The organism is Zavarzinella sp. (genome assembly GCA_041399155.1).
Classification (GTDB): domain Bacteria; phylum Planctomycetota; class Planctomycetia; order Gemmatales; family Gemmataceae; genus JAWKTI01.
On record JAWKTI010000001.1, the window covers coordinates 1,560,182 to 1,578,485 of the forward strand.

General features: G+C 48.8%; 18 protein-coding genes. 10 read left to right on the top strand and 8 right to left on the bottom strand.

The features are described 5' to 3' along the window. Window positions 1-121: 121 nt before the first annotated feature. From lpxA to R3B84_06485, 4 genes are all read left to right on the top strand, one after another. Window positions 122-940, top strand: coding sequence for an acyl-ACP--UDP-N-acetylglucosamine O-acyltransferase (gene lpxA / locus R3B84_06470; protein MEZ6140200.1), 819 nt, complete (start codon window positions 122-124; stop codon window positions 938-940). 68 nt (window positions 941-1,008) lie between these two features. Further along, window positions 1,009-2,157, top strand: a complete 1,149-nt coding sequence (locus R3B84_06475) for a lactonase family protein (GenBank protein MEZ6140201.1) — start codon at window positions 1,009-1,011, stop codon at window positions 2,155-2,157. A gap of 33 nt (window positions 2,158-2,190) precedes the next feature. Then, a complete protein-coding gene (locus tag R3B84_06480; GenBank protein MEZ6140202.1) occupies window positions 2,191-2,622 on the top strand; it encodes a hypothetical protein in 432 nt (143 codons plus the stop codon). A 38-nt stretch (window positions 2,623-2,660) separates the two neighbouring features. Beyond that, the gene (locus tag R3B84_06485) at window positions 2,661-3,260 is read left to right on the top strand and encodes a 6-bladed beta-propeller (protein MEZ6140203.1); all 600 of its coding nucleotides are present in this window, start codon (window positions 2,661-2,663) and stop codon (window positions 3,258-3,260) included. Between the two features lie 142 nt (window positions 3,261-3,402). On the opposite strand, the gene R3B84_06490 is transcribed toward R3B84_06485, so the two are convergent. Both R3B84_06490 and R3B84_06495 read right to left on the bottom strand, forming a co-directional pair. Further along, entirely contained in the window at window positions 3,403-4,212 is an 810-nt protein-coding gene (locus R3B84_06490; GenBank protein MEZ6140204.1) for a sterol desaturase family protein, read from the bottom strand. A gap of 7 nt (window positions 4,213-4,219) precedes the next feature. After that, window positions 4,220-5,410 carry a glycosyltransferase gene (locus tag R3B84_06495; protein MEZ6140205.1) on the bottom strand — a complete coding sequence of 397 codons (1,191 nt, stop codon included), beginning with the start codon at window positions 5,408-5,410 and terminating at the stop codon, window positions 4,220-4,222. Window positions 5,411-5,597: 187 nt separating this feature from the next. Between R3B84_06495 and R3B84_06500 the strand changes: the two genes are divergently transcribed. After that, complete coding sequence (locus tag R3B84_06500) at window positions 5,598-6,350, top strand: protein phosphatase 2C domain-containing protein (GenBank protein ID MEZ6140206.1); 753 nt, start codon at window positions 5,598-5,600, stop codon at window positions 6,348-6,350. A 122-nt stretch (window positions 6,351-6,472) separates the two neighbouring features. Here R3B84_06500 and R3B84_06505 read toward each other — a convergent pair whose 3' ends face one another. Next, window positions 6,473-7,507: a hypothetical protein gene (locus R3B84_06505; GenBank protein ID MEZ6140207.1), complete on the bottom strand. Its 1,035-nt coding sequence runs from the start codon at window positions 7,505-7,507 to the stop codon at window positions 6,473-6,475. A 695-nt stretch (window positions 7,508-8,202) separates the two neighbouring features. Then, entirely contained in the window at window positions 8,203-8,952 is a 750-nt protein-coding gene (locus tag R3B84_06510) for a hypothetical protein (GenBank protein MEZ6140208.1), read from the bottom strand. Window positions 8,953-9,114: 162 nt separating this feature from the next. On the opposite strand from R3B84_06510, the gene R3B84_06515 reads away from it, so the two are divergent. Further along, on the top strand, window positions 9,115-10,602 hold the full coding sequence (locus R3B84_06515; GenBank protein ID MEZ6140209.1) for a serine hydrolase: 1,488 nt from the start codon (window positions 9,115-9,117) through the stop codon (window positions 10,600-10,602). Window positions 10,603-10,748: 146 nt separating this feature from the next. Beyond that, window positions 10,749-11,390, top strand: a complete 642-nt coding sequence (locus R3B84_06520) for a glycine zipper domain-containing protein (protein ID MEZ6140210.1) — start codon at window positions 10,749-10,751, stop codon at window positions 11,388-11,390. A 37-nt stretch (window positions 11,391-11,427) separates the two neighbouring features. Here the strand turns inward: R3B84_06520 and R3B84_06525 are convergent, their stop codons facing one another. Then, complete coding sequence (locus tag R3B84_06525) at window positions 11,428-12,624, bottom strand: trypsin-like peptidase domain-containing protein (GenBank protein ID MEZ6140211.1); 1,197 nt, start codon at window positions 12,622-12,624, stop codon at window positions 11,428-11,430. A gap of 176 nt (window positions 12,625-12,800) precedes the next feature. Beyond that, window positions 12,801-13,991 (bottom strand): glycine C-acetyltransferase, encoded by a 1,191-nt coding sequence (gene kbl / locus R3B84_06530; protein MEZ6140212.1) that lies wholly within the window; start codon window positions 13,989-13,991, stop codon window positions 12,801-12,803. An 80-nt stretch (window positions 13,992-14,071) separates the two neighbouring features. Between kbl and R3B84_06535 the strand changes: the two genes are divergently transcribed. Together R3B84_06535 and R3B84_06540 are read left to right on the top strand one after the other, a co-directional pair. After that, the gene (locus tag R3B84_06535; protein ID MEZ6140213.1) at window positions 14,072-14,800 is read left to right on the top strand and encodes a hypothetical protein; all 729 of its coding nucleotides are present in this window, start codon (window positions 14,072-14,074) and stop codon (window positions 14,798-14,800) included. 82 nt (window positions 14,801-14,882) lie between these two features. Then, window positions 14,883-15,767, top strand: coding sequence for a UbiA-like polyprenyltransferase (locus R3B84_06540; GenBank protein ID MEZ6140214.1), 885 nt, complete (start codon window positions 14,883-14,885; stop codon window positions 15,765-15,767). Window positions 15,768-15,781: 14 nt separating this feature from the next. Here R3B84_06540 and R3B84_06545 read toward each other — a convergent pair whose 3' ends face one another. After that, window positions 15,782-16,930: a lysylphosphatidylglycerol synthase transmembrane domain-containing protein gene (locus R3B84_06545; GenBank protein ID MEZ6140215.1), complete on the bottom strand. Its 1,149-nt coding sequence runs from the start codon at window positions 16,928-16,930 to the stop codon at window positions 15,782-15,784. Between the two features lie 204 nt (window positions 16,931-17,134). Here R3B84_06545 and R3B84_06550 point away from each other — a divergent pair, with 204 nt between their 5' ends. Beyond that, window positions 17,135-17,884 (top strand): metallophosphoesterase family protein, encoded by a 750-nt coding sequence (locus R3B84_06550; protein ID MEZ6140216.1) that lies wholly within the window; start codon window positions 17,135-17,137, stop codon window positions 17,882-17,884. Window positions 17,885-17,942: 58 nt separating this feature from the next. Here R3B84_06550 and yidD read toward each other — a convergent pair whose 3' ends face one another. After that, window positions 17,943-18,173, bottom strand: a complete 231-nt coding sequence (yidD, locus tag R3B84_06555; protein ID MEZ6140217.1) for a membrane protein insertion efficiency factor YidD — start codon at window positions 18,171-18,173, stop codon at window positions 17,943-17,945. Window positions 18,174-18,304: the final 131 nt, after the last annotated feature.

Sequence of the window (18,304 nt, forward strand, 5' to 3'; positions counted from 1 at the left end):
TCTGGTTCACCTGAATCGCTGGTAATTATGTTACACAAATTCGACCAACTCTCTAGATCATTTCTAGGTACTGTGCATTCAGCAAAAAAATAGACCTTGAAGGAAGTCGGGTAGGACTACCATGCCAATTGCGGATGATGTTTCGATACACCCTACGGCGATTGTTTCTCCAGAATCCACGATCGGTCGTGGTTGCACAATCGGCCCATTCAGTATTATTGAAGCACAAGTTCGCATGGGCAGCAATTGTACCGTGGGGGCATATTCCCGCATCGTCAGCCAGGTTACGATGGGAGATGGCAATTACGTGTACAGCAACGTGGTGCTGGGTGATACACCACAACATTTTTCCTACAAAGGCCAGCCCACCGAACTTCTGATTGGTTCTGGAAACACATTTCGCGAAAATGTCACCATCCACCGTGGCTCCCATGTGGAAGGGGTGACGAAAATTGGGGATGAATGCTATTTCATGGTGGGAAGCCACGTCGCCCATGATTGCCAGGTGGGCAATAAAGTTGTGATGGCCAACTCCGCAGTGCTTGCGGGGCATGTTCGTGTAAATGATAATGTTTTCATTTCTGGCTTCTCAGGTGTGCACCAGTTTTGTCGGATTGGTAGAGGGGTGATGGTGACTGGCCTGACTGCATTAACGCAGGACGCCCCACCTTTCAGCACGATTGGTGGGAGAAATCTGGTCGTGGGTGCCAATCTGGTGGGATTGCGGCGAAATGGCTTTTCTCGCACCGATATTCAGGCAGTACGCACTGCCTACAAGATAATTTACCGTCAGGATCTGATTCTTGCGGAAGCCCTGATCAAATTGGAAAGTGAGTTGGGCAGCCACCCTTTGGTACAGGAAATTATTGAATTCTGCCGCACCACCAAGCGTGGCATCTGTCGTGGGGCGACTGATGAAAATAACGAACATGCTGATTAACCACTTTTTACGTGCAAACGATTTCAGCTTGGATTAAACTGTACCTTTCGATTTTGCGAGATGGTTTTATGGTGCGTTACTTTGGATGTCTGGCGGCAGTGTTCGGCTTTTTGTCAATGTCAGTAGGTCAGGCACAAGCCCAGACCAAGTTCTGGGTATACGTGGGGACCTATTCCGGCAAAAAAAGCGACGGAATCTACGTTGCTCCTTTTGATGCTGCTACTGGAGAGCTAGGTAAAGCCACCGTGGCTGCAAAAGTGACAGATCCTTCATTTTTGGCAATTCACCCAACCAATAAACTGCTGTTTTGCGTCTGTGAATCGAACCCGAAAGCGGGTGATGAGAAAATCGGTGTGGTGTCTTTCCAGATGGATACCAAAACCGGCAAACTGGTACAAATCAACGGTCAACCGAGCATCGGTGCGGGGCCGTGCCACATTAATTGCGATCGTACGGGCAAATTTGTGCTCGTAGCGAACTACGGTGGTGGCAGTACCACTGTCTTACCAGTGGCTGAAAACGGAAAATTATTACCTGCTTCTGATTTTGTGCAGCACAAAGGCAGCAGTGTCAATTCCAGCCGCCAGAAAGAACCCCACGCTCACTCGGTAAACCTTACTGCAGATAATCGTTTTGCGATGGTTGCAGATCTGGGAATCGACAAAGTGCTGATTTACCAGTTCGATGCTGAAAAAGGCAAAATCACTGCCAGCAATCCAGCGGCACTTGATATGACTCCAGGAGATGGCCCAAGGCATTTTGCTTTTCACCCCACCAAGCCGTTTGCTTATGTAAACAATGAACTGACCTCGTCAGTCACTGCTCTGAAGTTTGATGCTAAAATTGGAAAGCTGGAGAAAATGGGCACGCTAAGCACCTTGCCAGAACCTGTGAAGGGAAATTCCACTGCTGAAGTGGCAGTCCACCCCAGCGGAAAGTTTGTTTATGTTTCCAATCGTGGGCACAATAGTATTGCGATTTTCCATGTTGATGAATCATCTGGCGAGCTGAAAGCCGCTGGCCATCAAAAAGCTGGTATTGCTGTGCCACGGAACTTCTGCATCGATCCCACCGGAAAATGGCTTTTCTGTGCTAATCAGGCCAAAGATAATGTGATTGTCTTTGCCAACGATCCCACAACGGGTGGGTTAAAACCCACCAAAATGAAAATTTATATGGGCACACCCGTATGTATCCGATTTGTTCCCCAATCGTAATTGAGAACCTCTCACCAATGACGGAGTGATGTAATGAGTGAACATTTATTTCAGCGTCGACAGTTTCTCGGAGCAGCCAGTGTCGCCGGTATGGCAACAATGTTGCCTGGCCAGTCCCAAAGTGCGGAAGTGGTCAAAATTGGAACTGGCAAAGCAACCTACACGCTTGATCCAAACTGGGGTGTTCTTCCCCAGGGCATGAAATATGGCTTCGGCTGTGCCATCGTTGCGGATGCGAAAGATCGCATCTACGTAACCACCCGCTCCGACAATCCATGCGTCATCATTTTTGATACCGTGGGCAAGGTTCTGGAAACATGGTCAAAAGAAGTGGAGCAGAAAATCGGTTACACCCTGCCCAATATGTCGCCACTGCCCACGGTTTATACTGGAGCAAGGAAACTGCAGGCGAATTTCTCTACTGGACCGAAAATGTTGCGAACCGCAAGGGTGACAATAAGTTAGGGGCCCGCGTCTATAAGACCGACCTGACTGGAAAAATTATTTACCAACTTGGTAATGTTACCAATGAAGACGCCGCTTCACAAAAGTTTGACTTCACCAACCCCACTGATGTGGCAGTGGCGCCCAACGGCGATATTTATGTCGTAGATGGGTACGGCAGTCAGAAAGTCCATCGTTTCGATAAAAACTTCAAACTGCTGAAAACCATTGGTAAACGAGGCAACAAGCAAGGCGAATTCAACGTATGCCACGGTATCTGGATCAATACGATCAAGAAAGAACCAGAAGTCTACATTGCTGACCGCGCCAATAACCGGATTGAAGTGTATTCTCTTGAGTTGGAATATAAACGCAGTATCCCGGGGGTTCGACTACCATGTTGCTTCTATCAGCACGATGGCCAGATTATCATTCCGGAATTGGGTGCACGCGTTTCGATCCTGGACGAAAATGATAAATTAGTGACCAATATGGGCGATGGAGCTGAGGCGAAAACCAAGTTTAAGACACCTGACAAAACACCTCAGGAATTCTTCGTTGCACCGCACGCTTTGTGTACCGATTCACAAGGTAGCATTTACGTGCTGGAGTGGGTACCATTTGGCCGCGTTCGGAAGTTCGTTCGCACCCCTGCGTAATTCGTTCTTTTTACCTTTAATTGCTGGGTAGTTGTTTCAAACCAGTTTTCACCAATTCAAACTGTGTGATTGAGTAAGTCCTGGTTACAAAAACACTCTAATAATTTCTTCACTTTTCCAGAAAATTGTCTGGAAGAATTGATTATCCTTTTGTTGTGAATGGCAGTTTCAGCAACTGCCACACGGAGCGATGCACACCCTCTTCCAGGTGGCTATCAATGCCATACACCAGTTCGTTGTGTGCAATGTGCGAAGTGGTATGAAATAAGCGATCCCACAGCGAAAAAATGTTGCCATAATTGCTGTCCGTTTGTGGCTGCACATAATGGTGGTGAACTTTATGGAATGTAGGGGTGACGAAAACCAGAGACAACACCCTGTCGAGCCAAATCGGAAACCGTGTATTGGAATGAATCCAATGACCGAATAACAGTGAGAGGCTCTGGTAGATGACAATGATCCCCATATTAGCGCCGATCAAAAGCACTCCCACTACCAGAAAAGAGAGCCGGAGCACTGCTTCTGCCGGATGGTGGCGGATACCCGTTGTGACATCCACCTCACGATCGGTGTGGTGAATCAGGTGGATGCGCCACATCCAACCAATGTGATGTTCCAGCCAATGAATCAGAAAAGCTGCAAAAAAATCGAGGAACAGCACGCCAATCAGCACTTCCAACCAGATTGGCCATTGAACCAGATGCAAGAACCCCACATGGTCTTCCGAAGCCCAATGGGTAATCCAAAGTAATACCCCAGCCAGTGCCCCACCGAGGATAATATTCATTAAAGTCAGGCTGAGATTGACTTTGGCGTGCTTCCAACGCGAAAATGAGAAACGATATAGTGGAATCCAGCCTTCCAGAATCCAGAAAAACAGTAGTCCCCCACCGAGAATGGCGGCACGCACCGCGATCGGCAGGTGGGCAAAATAGTCAACGATGTCGCTCATAGAAATATTATGGATCTGTTTGTCCAATTTGGTAATCGCTGGGCAGTTGCAGTACCGGAAAATGGTCTTTCGGAAGGCGATTATGCCACACCTGGTTGACAAAATCGGCAATTTTTGCACGGAACAATGCCTTGCTGAACCGCAAGGCATTTACTCTGATATATGAACGATCAAACAATTGTTCGTTCGATTCAAAATCGAGAATTGCCTGCTTCACTCCGTCGATCGTTTGACTGTCAAACCATACGCCAGTGGGCTGGTTTTCGGTCAATGGAATAATCGTTTCTGTGGCACCACCGCGTGCAAAAGCAATTACAGGCGTGCCGCACGCATTTGCTTCTACTGGAACGATGCCGAAATCTTCTTCCCCCGGGAAAAGCAACGCCCGACAGGATTGAAGGTGGTGCCTTAATACAGAATTTTCCTGCCAACCCAGAAATTCGACCGATGGGCCCGCTAATTGTTGCAACCGGGGCTTTTCCTGCCCACTGCCGATGATCAGGAGTCGCCTGTTCAATTGTTTACATGCTTCAATCGCCAGATCCAGCCGCTTATAAGGTGCGAACGCCGACAGCACCAGATAATAGTCCTGGCGAGGCACATTTTCGTTCAGTTGGTAGTAATCAGTATCCACTGGCGGGTGAATGACCATGCTCGGCCGACGATAGGCATCCCGTATTCTCCGTTGTGTGGTGGAACTGTTCGCAATAAAATGGCTGACACGACAGGCTGTTCGCCGGTCCCACGAACGAATAGCGCCTAAGATACTATTCAGTAAGAGTTTACGCAAACTGCGTCTGGCACCAAAATACGAATCTTTCATGTGCCAGGCGTATCGCATCGGTGTGTGACAGTAACAGATATGGGGGGAATTATTCCGCGGTTGCACTGATTTGGCAACAGCATGACTACTGCTGAAAACCAACTTGTAGGGCTCCAGCGACCAATTGATTGCAAATGGCATCACTGGTAATAAGTACCGGTACCATCGATCAACTTTTGGAAGCTGCTGGAGCAATGACGTGATGATCCGGTGGCTTTCGATGGGTGTGGAAACCGACCCGGATAAGTGGACGAGTGTGTATATCGGTGCAGCCTGGAAAAGATCGCAGAAGACCTCCAGGCACTTTTCCCCACCGCGCATACCTGTGAGCCAATCGTGAATTATGGCCACATCAGGGCTTGATTGTTCTAACATAATACTAAATTAGCGAAGGTAGGGATTATAACGAGTATAACGGCGAAACTGCTTGAAAAGAATGCACAGTTCACCCACTTTCTTCCCAGTTTGCCATACATTCGTTAAGTTTCATAACATAACCTCAGTTTTCCTGTGTGGGAATGAACAGGCTGTAGGGCAACGGAATGGGTTGTAGGAGTAATTTATGCCACTTACCCTGAATATCGGCAAATCTACCAATCTGGGTAACTACCGAGAAAATAACGAAGATTCCGTTGAAGTAAAAGTCTTTCCAGACCTGAGCGTCGCGATTGTCGCTGATGGCATGGGTGGGCAGGCTGCTGGCGAAATCGCCAGTAAGCGTGCGGTGGAAACGATTCCTCGCGAACTCCGGAAATCACTTACTACTGCGACGAATGCAGAAGCCACCAAGGCAATGATTCGCCGAGCGATTGTGCAGGCGAACGAAGAAATTATCGCCATGGGTCAGCTCGATCGCGACATGAAAAACATGGGCACCACGGTGGTGCTGTGCGTCTGGCGGAAACAGAACGAACTCTTTGTGGCTGGCGTGGGTGACAGTCGCACCTACCTCATCCGTGGGAAATCGATTACCCAACTGACTGTCGACCACTCACTTGCACAGGCATTGGTAGAAGCAAATACCATTTCGCCAAGCGAAGCCAAGGACCATCGCTACAAGAACGTTCTCTGGAAGTACTTAGGTAGTAAAGAAGTGGGTGATGGCCCAGACGTAACATCGGTTACCGTTCAGCCAGGGGATCGGTTTTTGCTGTCTACTGACGGACTGCATGGCGTCGTCTCTGATGAGAGTATCTTCACTTGTATGGCAAGCTATCCTGACCCACAGGCGTGTGCCGATGGCTTGGTCAAACTGGCATTAGAATCTGGTTCCCGCGACAACGTTACATGTGTTGTTATTGACGTTCAGGGGTAAGTACCTGTATTTATATTTTCCAGGTACTTTCATCTTTGATTAGTTTTCAACCCACAAAATAACAAACTCGACCGCCAGGGGGTCCTGACGGCCGAGTCGTGCTGGGGGTTCACCAATTTCGCTTACCACACATAACCAATACCAAAGTTACAGCCGTGGATAATTCGGAATAACTTTTTCGAGTAGGCTGGGTCAATCGAGCCAAAGTTAAAACCCACCGGTTCGTCCATGTAAACCGTATTCATGAACAGGTTTCCCGTGTAACCTGCTCGCATCATCATGCCAGGCATGAAACTTGGGTACCAGGTAAAGTTTAACGCTGCGGTACCGTTCAGAACCAGTTTCGAGTCAAAGTTGGTTCGTTTTGCCTGATTGAAGTCATCACCACGGACATACTTTGCTTTTTCCTTCACAATGGCAACCAAAGGAGCTGCAGTCAGTTCCAGATTCGCTGCAACACCACCTGGCAGGTAGATTTCATGTCCGCTACCCAAAAACACACCGTACATCCGCTGAGATAAGGTATTGGTATAACGTGCATTGAACGCACCACTTCCAGTCAAGTTACCTGCAGTATCAATATTGAACGATTCAGTGCGCCAATTGAACCGCTCAAAGAACCAGGAGAAACGGCCCCCAGCCATCGCATACGTGCGGGCCAGTTCGGTGTCCATCCCTACGATTGGAACCCGAGCTGTCACATCCCAGTTATCAAACTGCTGGTTGAAGTCGATGGTCATATTGGTGGCACCATTCCAGATACCGTTAATTGCACCAGGTGCCGCTGCTCCACCAATTGTAATCCGGTTAGGTGCACCGGCAAAGTTGGGGCCGAAGTTAAATACTGGCGAGAACAAGAAGGTATCAGCCAGGTTGGCACCTACAAATGGATTGGCAGGTGCAAAACTAGCCCCACCTGAATACCTGTGGTTGTTTAGGTGCAGCCAGCTCACCGAGTAACGCATGCCTTCAGGTGTCCGGTAACCCAGTTCCAGGCGGTACCCTGGCTGATAACTGGTTCGCCCCAGATGATTCGAAGCAAGAGCGAGTGTGCCGCTACCTACAAAGGTACCGGGGGTGCCTGTGATGGCACCAGCAGAGTCGACCAGGCCGTTAAACGCAATGTTCTGCGTGCCGATAGCCCTGGTTTGTTTCATGAAAATAAACTCGACGCCGGAGTAGAACCCGGATCCGTCGTGGTTGTAAGGGCCAGTCGGGAGGTAAACATCTCCTTCATCATTCCCTTGAGAAGCCCAATCCTGAGAAAAACTGGTCGAAGTTGCACTGAACCCCAATGCACAAGCCAGAAAAACCCAAGTCAAACGAAAAACTAACTTACACATCAGCCGCACCCCCCTATCATCTGGTGATTTCGTGGTTGTGATTCCCCCACCATCCACGAAAAAGTTTGTCCAGATGCTGTGGCCTATAACTCTTGTTGCCGCTTGCTTCTGGAAATCCGATTACCAGAACGCGGTTATTCGACAGTTTTCATCGGCATTCTGGTCGTAAGACTTTTGCCGAATGTAGCGATTATTTGGCGCAAACGGGTAAAAAATGTCCGTTCTTGTTAGAAAATGGCAGTATTGGCTAGATTAGGGAAGATTGGAACGGATAATCGAGTAATAATGAGAGGTGTAACATTCCAAAGTTCGAGGGTTGACTAAACGGACTTTGGCAGGGAAAATAATTGTAGAAATATAAATGGAATTACAAACGAAATAGCACGACGCGTGTTTAGGAAATAAGAACTCTTGGGGAAGAGTCTAAACTGATGCCCACACATGAAAAAATGTGGCGGTATCAAAGGGTAAACTTCATGTATCGATCGATAACCAGATTTTTGGGCCTTTCAGCCATCCTGTTGGGCATTGTTGCGGTTCTTCCCACGAAAAAAGAAGTCTCCGCACAAGGTGGGTTCGGCAAGGGTTTGCGTCCTGCATTCCCTAAGCCCCCAGTGGGTCCCCCACCAAATGTTCCCCAGAATATCTTGGGTGGCAACATCGGCAATCAGGGAAATCAAGGCAATCAGGGCAACCAAGGTCAATTCAACGGCGGCCAGTTTAATGGTGGCCAGTTTGGCGGTGGTCAATTTGGTGGCCAGTTCGGTGGTGGTCAATTTGGCGGCCAGTTCGGTGGTGGTCAATTTGGTGGCCAGTTCGGTGGTGGTCAATTTGGCGGCCAGTTCGGTGGTGGTCAATTTGGCGGCCAGTTTGGCGGTGGTCAATTTGGTGGCCAGTTTGGTGGTGGTCAATTTGGTGGCCAGTTTGGTGGTGGTCAATTTGGTGGCCAGTTCGGTGGTGGTGGTTTCGGTGGCGGAGGCTTCGGGGGTGGCGGTAACGCCCTTGGAGGCACCATCGGCTTTGCTGGATATCTCGCTGGCTTCGCAATGGGTGGTGGCATCGGTGGCGGTGGCTTTGGTGGCCAGTTCGGCGGTCAATTTGGCGGCCAGTTCGGCGGTCAATTTGGCGGCCAGTTCGGCGGTCAATTTGGTGGCCAGTTCGGCGGTCAATTTGGTGGCCAGTTCGGTGGACAATTTGGCGGCGGTGGCTTCGGTGGTCAATTTGGCGGCCAGTTCGGTGGTGGTGGATTCGGAGGCCAATTTGGCGGCCAGTTCGGTGGTGGCTTCGGTGGTCAGTTCGGTGGTGGCTTCGGTGGTGGCAAAATTGGCTTCAACGGTGGAGTTGGACTCTAAGTTTTTCCACTGAACATCTCATACCTATTTGTTGTGGAACGAGGGGAAATCCCTCGTTTTTTTACGCACATGCTTTTCAATTTTCGCGATTATTTTGCCGTACTCATCACTTTTATTAGTGCCACAATTTCCCAAGCTGTTGATTGGGATCAACTGAAACAAGAAATACGAAAATTTCGCACCGACTTTCAAGTACCTGGCTGTGCAGTGGTCGTGGTTGATCGTCAACAGACCAAATTCCAATTCTTCGATGGTAAGCGAGATTCAACCTCGTCTGTAGATTCACAGACGCTGTTCCCGCTGGCATCGTGCAGCAAAGGCTTCACTTCTGCTCTTCTTGCTTCATTCGTGGAACAAGGAAAATGCGATTGGAACGATCCTGTGGTGAAACACTACCCAAAGTTCACGCTATCTGATCCAATCACTACTAAATTGGTGACCATTCGCGATCTCTTATCCCACCGCACCGGTGTGGGTTCTTACGACTTGCTCTGGTATTACGAAAATTGTGCCCACGATGAATTGTTCAAACGAATGTCTCGCTTGCCAATGCACTCGAGCGATTTTCGCTCCAGAATGCAGTACCAGAGCACCATGTATACCCTGGCTGGTGAAATTGCAGGTGCATGCGACCAGACCACCTGGGCTGAATCGCTGCAAACTCATCTCCTGCAACCACTTGGGATGAAAAACACATACACGCTCCCACCTACACGAGAAAATTATTCTAAACGTGCTGTGGGGCACTATTTGCGGAACGACAAACTCGAAACAGCTACAGATTACCCATTTTCACAACCTGATGCTGCCGGTTCGATTCATTCTACCATTGAAGATGCTGCAAAATGGTTGCGGTTTCATCTGAACTTCGGGAAACACCAGCAGCAGCAAATCGTTGCCAGTAAAGAACTTAAAGAAACACATTCCCCGCAGATTACAATTCCTGTCAACGATGATGTTACTGTACTGGCCCCCGAAACCAACTTGATGAGCTACGCGATGGGGTGGGTCACACAGGATTACCGCGGGCACCAACTCGTTTCTCATGCCGGAGTCATTGATGGTTTTCGCATTCACTGGACCTTTCTCCCCAAAGATGGGCTGGGATTCGCCATTTTTGCTAATCTGCACGAAACTCGTATGAACCTTGCGTTAGCCTACCACCTCGTCGATCGCCTGCTCGACCTACCACCACGTGCGTGGGGAAAGCACTTTCTGGAATATGAGCAGAAAATTGCAGATGAACAAGCCATCAAACAACTTCGGATGAAAAAATTTCGCAGACAGGATGTACGTCCCACCCTTGAATTAGCAGCTTATTGTGGCAGTTACCATCATCCCTCCTTGGGTGTCTTTACCATCGAAGTTGCACAACAACATTTAATAATGAGAAGGAATTCATTAAAAATCCCACTGCAGCACCACGGTGGCGATATTTTTCAGGTTCAAGAATCACAAGTACGGACGCTTTCCCACGAATTGCTCCTTTTTGTGGTTGAAAAGAATAAGTGCCAGAGTTTCCGTATTGCGGGCTGGCAATTTGACAAGAAAAAATAACGATATTGCAATATCGCCAAATGGGCATACAGCCAATCCGCAATACAAGCTCATCACAAATCCGAGTTTACCTTGACACCACGGCAATACTTCTGTTATCGCACAATCAGGTTTCATTAGATACCAGATGCTGGTGGGCTGAGAACTTGAACAGACAACAATCATCTTCGGGCAGTTTGCGACATATCGTGCGTTGTATTATCGGGTGCACGGTGTTGATTGCAGGCACGGGCTGTGCCACGATGGGGCAGTCCAATACGGCCCGCAGTGCCCTGTTAGGTGGGACGCTAGGCACAGGTGGGGGTGCATTAATTGGCTCAGCCAGTGGCAACGCTGGCAAAGGTGCCCTGATTGGTGGCGTTGCTGGCACGCTTTTGGGAGCAATGATTGGTAACGAAGAAGATCGACGGGAAGAAGCCACGGCAGCACTTGAACAGCAACGTATCCAACAGGAAGAATTACGGCAATTGGGTATCACCGAAGTAATTCAAATGACAAAGGACGGCATTTCAGAAGACATCATTTCGAATCAAATTCGGACCACAGGATCGCGTTTTGATTTAACGGCATCCGATATTCGTTTGCTCCGTGATAATGGTGTCAGTGATAAAGTAATTCTGGAAATGCAAAATAATCGCGGGGTACGAATTAGTGCACCTGCTCCAGGCCCCACAGTCATTGTCCACGAACCACCACCGATCATATACGCAGTCCCACCTCGACCGAGATATTACGTTCGTCCTTGCCCGCCCCCGCCACTTATCCACGGACACATCCACATTAGATAGTGGCATCAACCTGATTAAAAAACAATTTTGCTAGCACTCAAATCCCTTCGAGGCGAACTTTGACCTGGATTTGCTCTCCCGCACGAATGACATCGAAAGTGACTTCCTGGCCAATGTTTACTCGGCGCATGAAATCTAAAAATTCCTGCTTTTCCTTAAATTCGACCCCATCCGCACCGATGAGAATATCACCCAGCTCTATTTTGCCTGAAACTTGGTCCTGAAGAATTCCTCGCAGGCCTGCTTTGGCTGCCGCACTATTTGGATAAACCTGGGCAATCATCACCCCACGTTCCAAACGGAGTTGCTGCATTTCACGATCTGGCAGCAACACCACACCCAGTGCAGGGCGAGCTTGTCTACCGGTGCGGATCAGTTCCGTGACAACTGTGTTCACCAGGTCTACCGGAATTGCGTACCCAATGCCGACACTGCCACCGTTGGGGCTGGTAATTGCGGTATTCACGCCAATCAGGCGGCCATCTCGGTCTAGGAGTGGGCCACCACTATTCCCCGGGTTGAGCGAGGCATCGGTTTGTATTACTCCGGTAATCGGGCGGTCAGTAGATGATTCGATCTCCCGGTCCAAGGCGCTGATCATCCCCGCAGTAAAGGTCAGGCTTTGTCCAAACGGATTCCCAATGGCGTAAACTGTCTGCCCCACCTGCAGGTCTGCTGAAGTGCCCAATGGCAGTGGTTTGATTTTTGATTCTGGCACGGTTATCTGCAACACAGCCAGATCGGAATCTGGTGCGATTCCGACCAATCTGGCATTCCAGGCGGTGCGGTCTGACAGCGTAATTCGAATGGTGGCGCTATCCTGAATAACCACCTGGTTATCATTGTTGATTGCTAGTGCGTCTTTAATGACATGAAAATTGGTGACAATCCGCCCTGCCTCATCCCACATGAAGCCCGAACCGGTACCCTGGGCACGTTCTGCAAGTCCGGTGCGTCCTAATCGCTGCAAGCGCAGCGTATCTACGTTGACGACGCTACCATAAGTTTTCTGGAATACCGTGATCCGCTGCATTTCCTGAGCATCCGGGTCACTGGCCGGTACCACCTGACGTGGCTGGGCGTTCGGATTCAGCAACTGATTGCGATCGGGTTTCAGTGCGAAATACCAAATCAGAAAGGCTGCCACCCCTACCAGGAATAACATCCCGATCACCAGCGACCAGGGTGCGGAACGATCTCGATCTGCCGGATAACGCTCGACGAAGTATGGCATGGAATGTCTCCTCAACGCCCACCTAATAGTTTATTCGTTTCAACGAAGCAAATATCCACTGAAGTGGGGAAGATTTTCGATGTTCTGTAGAAACGCCACCAAGTTATGAGAAAAATCCCATGAAAGCTGTAGGTTGAAAAAATCATCGTAACTATTAAAAAGATAAGATCTTAACGTCAGGAAATGATTCCCATTTCCCTGCCCACCTGTTGGAATGCGGCAATGGTATGATCCACCTGCTCCGTTGTGTGGGCTGCAGAAACCTGCAAGCGAATCCGGGCCTGTCCCTTAGGGACCACCGGAAAGCTGAAACCAATGACATACACGCCATGGTCCAGCAATTTGTTCGAGAATGCACTCGCCAGTGCCGCATCACCCAGCATAACTGGCAAAATCGGCGTGGGGCCAGGTTTGACGATAAATCCGCTCGATTCCAGGCCAGTTCTCATTCGTAAAGTGTTACTGCGCAATTGGTTACGTAAATCCGAGCTATTGGAAATCAGTTCTAGGGCTTTTTGGGATGCCACAACCAGCGATGGGGGGACGGAGTTGCTGAACAAATACGGACGAGACCGGTTTCGTAACCAGTCCACGATTGGTTGACTGGCAGCGGTGAACCCCCCACTGGCACCACCAGCGGTTTTGCCTAGTGTGCTGGTGATGATATCAATCCGGTCCAGTACACCAAGCTCTTCGGCAGCACCACGCCCCCCACTGCCAAGGTGCCCTGTGCCGTGGCAGTCGTCAATGGCCACTATCGCATCAAATTCATCTGCCAGATCGCAAATTTCTGGTAAGCGTGCCAGGTCGCCGTCCATGGAAAAGACAGAATCGGTGAAAATCATCCGAAATCGGGCAGATTGGGCCTCCTGCAACTTTTCTCGCAGATCCTGCAAGTCATTGTGCCGGTAACGAAATCGTTTCGCTTTACATAACCGGATGCCATCGATGATGCTTGCATGGTTCAATTCATCACTTAAAATCGCATCCTGTTCGCCCAGGAGCGGTTCAAAGAGCCCGCCATTGGCATCGAAGCAGGAGATATAGAGAATCGAATCGGCTTTGCCGAAAAAACTGGCTACCGATGCCTCTAATTGCTTGTGGATCGATTGTGTTCCGCAGATAAAGCGAACGGACGACAGGCCGTAGCCCCACTGCTCCAGCCCTGTATGGGCAGCAGCAACAATTTCCGGATGGTTGGCCAGCCCCAGATAATTGTTCGCACAGAAATTAATGACTTTTTTCCCACCGACTTCAATTTCAGATCCCTGCGGGGAGGAAATCTGGCGTTCCTGTTTGAAAAGGCCTTCCTGACGGATTGTTTGGAGTTCCTGAGAGAGATATTGATCGATTGCTTTTGTACTCATGTCCTACTTTCGCTTCTTTTTCACTTGAACTTTGACTGTTTTCAGCAGATACTAACCGTTTTACAAGCAGGAATACCCCATTGCTATTGCTTATATTCGCCATCATTTCGGTCAGTCTGGCAGTGGTTCTATGGCTCCTTTCCCTTATTCTACAAGCCTGGCTTTACAACGATGTTGCGAAAATGCTGCCTGTACGTGCCTTAATTGCAGGGATTACCATCGCGGGTTTTTTAACAATCTGGTGCGCAATTTACCGTGCGGATCCTGGCCGATTTGATACGTTGTTCAACTTTTCCCGTCTGAAAAACGAAGGAACCTACACGGAGTTTCAATCGGTGCGTAAGGTGGGGAATCAGGAAAAGCCGCCAAAACGTTACGTGCGAGAACCAGGAACCACCGGCAAAACCAGCGAATTTTACGAAGAGAACTCTCGCAGAACGTGGCAGCGATCGGATGCTGATGGCATGGTTGTAGCCATTCTGATCAATGAAGAGGGCAAATCGACCCCAACCCGATTTGAGGCAGAATTGACTCCAGATGGCAAGTTCCCATCCACAGGACTGCGTTATGTGGAACTCAACGGCAGTCGATATCTGGAAGAAAAGACGATGGGAGATGTCTGGAGGGTGCGGAGTTGGTCGCTACTGGGAAATCTGTTTATGAACGGGTTTCACGCAATACTTTGGGTGCTGGTCTGCTGGCTGGGATTGCGGTTTACTTTTGGGAATGCTGTCGGACTTGGGCTGCCTCTATGGTTGGTCACCATGATTGTCGTGCAACCATTTTTGTTTCAAACTGTTACAAAATAAGCATTTCCGATTACTTTACCGCGACTGGTTGCAAAACGATATCCCACACGGTTATGTAAGAGTACACATAGTCAATGACACAATGCAAACACTGAAACAGTTGCTTTCTCTGATCCGGTTCAGCCACACCATCTTTGCCCTGCCATTTGCATTGATGTCCGCATCCATTGCCTGGTATCGAGAAGGGGAATTTCGTTGGTGGGACCTGGCGGGCATCCTATGCTGCATGGTTTTTGCACGATCTGCTGCCATGGCGTTTAATCGTCTGGTAGACCGTAAAATCGATGCAGACAACCCACGCACAGCAACCCGGCATTTGCCAGCAGGCACTTTACAGGTAGGTACAGTCTGGCTGTTTTTTCTACTCTGTGCTGCCCTGTTCGTTCTCAGTACATTTATTTTCAGCCAGCGAACCTCACCGAATTGGTGGCCGTTTCGTTTATCTGGCATTGTGCTTGTCTTTATTTGTGCCTACTCCGTTACTAAACGCTTTACTTATCTCGCCCACTTCTGGCTGGGTGTATCGTTGATGTTGGCACCCATTGCCGCCTGGATTGCGATTCGCGGACTGACTGATCTGCTGCCACCCACGCTGATTGGCCTGGCTGTGTGCTTCTGGGTGGCAGGGTTCGATATGATCTACGCATGTCAGGATGCTGAGTTTGATCGTAAAGCAAAATTGAACAGTATCCCCGCCCGCTTTGGAGTTGCAACGAGTTTACGTCTGGCGGCGGCATCGCACCTGGTGATGCTGGTGGTTCTCACCTGTGCCTGGTGGGTAATGCCTGAGTTAAAATTCATTTTTCTCTCTGGCGTGATTATTATTGCATTACTGCTAATTGTTGAGCACCGATTGGTCAAACCGAATGATTTGACAAAAGTGAACCAGGCATTCTTCCAGGTCAATAGTATTATCAGTGCTGGGTTGCTTGCAATTGTTTTAATCCAGCTTGCACTGCCATATTAATGAACTTGGATTCATTATTCCATCACTTTTTGCTGAAGATAATCGTCCATTTCTTTCGGAATGTGGGGCTTCATCGATAGAAACACCATATAACCCAGTAAGCCGACCACCCAGGCGATTAAACGCATCACTAAGCAGCCAACAATTCCACCAATGGCCGGTTTGCCCAGCAAGGCATAAAGACCTCCGTAGGCAGCCTCGCCCCCACCGATCCCACCAGGTAGTGGAAAAAGCGCTTGTGCTGTCATGCCGATAGGTACAATCAGAATGTGTTCAGTAAATGTTGCCACTTGCAGATTTGGAAAAGCAGAGACGCACAAATAGAAGATCCCCACCCAGCAAAAATGGCCGAAGATGCTCATCAGCAACGCAATCACGATAGATCTCTGTTTGCGACGATAGAGCATACCCGCATTCCAGAATTCACTGAATGCACCACCTACTTTGGGAATTTTTTGCAAAATTGCAGAAAACTTGCCCGCCCGTTCCTGAGAAATTCTACCCATTACCCACCAGATCGCTGTGGTGGAAAGCACCAGGATAATGATGAATTGGACAATAATTTTCAGGGTGATGCTGTTCACGATGTAATAATTCTGTGTGATCCAGAAAAAACCACCCGAAATAGCCACGAACCAGGCCAGTGCCCACAATCCAACAATTCGATCGATGATCACTGTAGCAACAGCAACGGTGCGTCTCGACTGGCCACGGGCTACAGCGATCGATTTGATGACATCCCCACCCACGGCACCGGGGAGAAAAGTATTGAAAAAGTAGCTTACCAGCGAAAGCCGAATAGCCTCGTACCTGCTGAAAACCAGTCCCTGTGCCACTACCAGCAGGTGCCAGCGTAAAAAAGTAATCAGGATAGCAACTACCCATAGTGCGGTAGCCAATAAGATCGGGCCGGGCAGGTATTTCTGTTTGAGCAGATCTTTCAATCCGGGGGAACTTGTGTTACTTTGAATCGTCGCGTGCCCAAGCCCACCGGATAGAAGTGTCTGAGCTTGTTCTTCTTCTGTCAGTATTGCCGGACGAGATTCCCAAAAATTTGAGACGATCAGTGCCAGCAACCCAAATCCGATGCCGTAGAGAACAATACTTTTAATGACTGAGGACTTCACTCGCATTGCCTTCACTGGTTCACTCAACTGTACCATTGTGCAATCATTTCGCACATTTGTCTACATTTTCGGCAGATTTAACGGTTTCCCAGTCCTGAACAGATAGAATTTGACTTCGGCAGCCCAAACTACTTGACACGTATAGTCCCAGACAAGTAGACTCAAAAGAAGGTGATTTCTGGTTGAAACCACCATTCTTGTTCGCAATGGGGCGTGCAGCCCACATTTATAGGCACCCGAGTGAAGGCAATCATAAGCGATATCCACGGCAACCTGGAAGCCCTACAAGCGGTACTGGCGGACATTTCCAAACAAGGTGTTGATGAAGGGATTTATTGCCTTGGGGATGTGATTGGTTACGGACCTAATCCCAGAGAATGCATTGATCTGATCATGGATTGTAAACTGGTAATCCTGGGCAACCACGATCAAGGTGCACTTTACGATCCAGATGGGTTCAACCCAGCCGCCGAAAAGGCGATCATGTGGACGCGGGATCAATTAGAGCAACCATCAGAATCGCGTGCAGTACGCGAGAAACGTTGGGAGTTTTTATCCGAACGACCACGTTCTGTCCGTGAAAATGGTACACTTTATGTTCACGGTAGTGCCCGCAATCCCTTGAACGAATACGTTTTTCCGGAAGATATTTACAACCACAAGAAGATGGAGAAAATCTTTATTCTTGTGGAAAAATATTGTTTTCAGGGCCACACGCACGTACCTGGGATTTTTACGGCGAATTACGAATTTCTGCAGCCGGACGATCTTGGCGGCGTTTACGAACTGAGTGACAGCAAAATTCTCTGCAATGTGGGTTCTGTGGGCCAGCCACGCGATCAGGACCCCCGTGCCTGTTATGTGCTCTACGATGGAAAAACGATTCGCTACCGTCGAGTCGATTACGATATCGATACCACGGTGAAAAAGATTTACAACATCCCTGAATTAGATAACTTTCTAGGTGATCGACTGCGGGATGGGAAATAGTTTTCGAGCGAATCTGAGAAAAAACTCATCCTCTCATTACAATCCAATCCCAATCTAATTACGGCGGATCGTAACCACCTTCATTGAATGGGTGACAGCGACAAATTCGCCATAACCCCTTCCCTGTTCCATAGATAGGACCATATTTTTTGATTGCCAGAATCATGTACTCGCTGCACCCCGGCTGGTAAATACATGTCGGTGGTAGCAAAGGTCGGATAATTTTCTGGTAGCACCGTACGCAGAATATAAAGATCCCACTGAGCGCGGTACGCACAAAGAATAACATTTTGGTTATCAATGGACCCTCGCAGCGGAATCTGAGATTATTGTTTTGAGGATTTCTGCCATCGGCGGACAGCCTGAGGGCCAAGATATTCAAACGACTGCATGAATTGAGCGAAGGAATGCCTTGACTGT

Coding starts and splice junctions, on each gene's coding strand:
- lpxA (MEZ6140200.1), top strand. CDS start 122: ATGCCAATTGCGGATGATGTTTCGATACACCCTACGGCGATTGTTTCT.
- R3B84_06475 (MEZ6140201.1), top strand. CDS start 1,009: ATGGTGCGTTACTTTGGATGTCTGGCGGCAGTGTTCGGCTTTTTGTCA.
- R3B84_06480 (MEZ6140202.1), top strand. CDS start 2,191: ATGAGTGAACATTTATTTCAGCGTCGACAGTTTCTCGGAGCAGCCAGT.
- R3B84_06490 (MEZ6140204.1), bottom strand. CDS start 4,212: ATGAGCGACATCGTTGACTATTTTGCCCACCTGCCGATCGCGGTGCGT.
- R3B84_06495 (MEZ6140205.1), bottom strand. CDS start 5,410: ATGTTAGAACAATCAAGCCCTGATGTGGCCATAATTCACGATTGGCTC.
- R3B84_06500 (MEZ6140206.1), top strand. CDS start 5,598: ATGCCACTTACCCTGAATATCGGCAAATCTACCAATCTGGGTAACTAC.
- R3B84_06505 (MEZ6140207.1), bottom strand. CDS start 7,507: ATGAAACAAACCAGGGCTATCGGCACGCAGAACATTGCGTTTAACGGC.
- R3B84_06515 (MEZ6140209.1), top strand. CDS start 9,115: ATGCTTTTCAATTTTCGCGATTATTTTGCCGTACTCATCACTTTTATT.
- R3B84_06525 (MEZ6140211.1), bottom strand. CDS start 12,624: ATGCCATACTTCGTCGAGCGTTATCCGGCAGATCGAGATCGTTCCGCA.
- kbl (MEZ6140212.1), bottom strand. CDS start 13,991: ATGAGTACAAAAGCAATCGATCAATATCTCTCTCAGGAACTCCAAACA.
- R3B84_06540 (MEZ6140214.1), top strand. CDS start 14,883: ATGCAAACACTGAAACAGTTGCTTTCTCTGATCCGGTTCAGCCACACC.
- R3B84_06545 (MEZ6140215.1), bottom strand. CDS start 16,930: ATGGTACAGTTGAGTGAACCAGTGAAGGCAATGCGAGTGAAGTCCTCA.
- yidD (MEZ6140217.1), bottom strand. CDS start 18,173: ATGTTATTCTTTGTGCGTACCGCGCTCAGTGGGATCTTTATATTCTGC.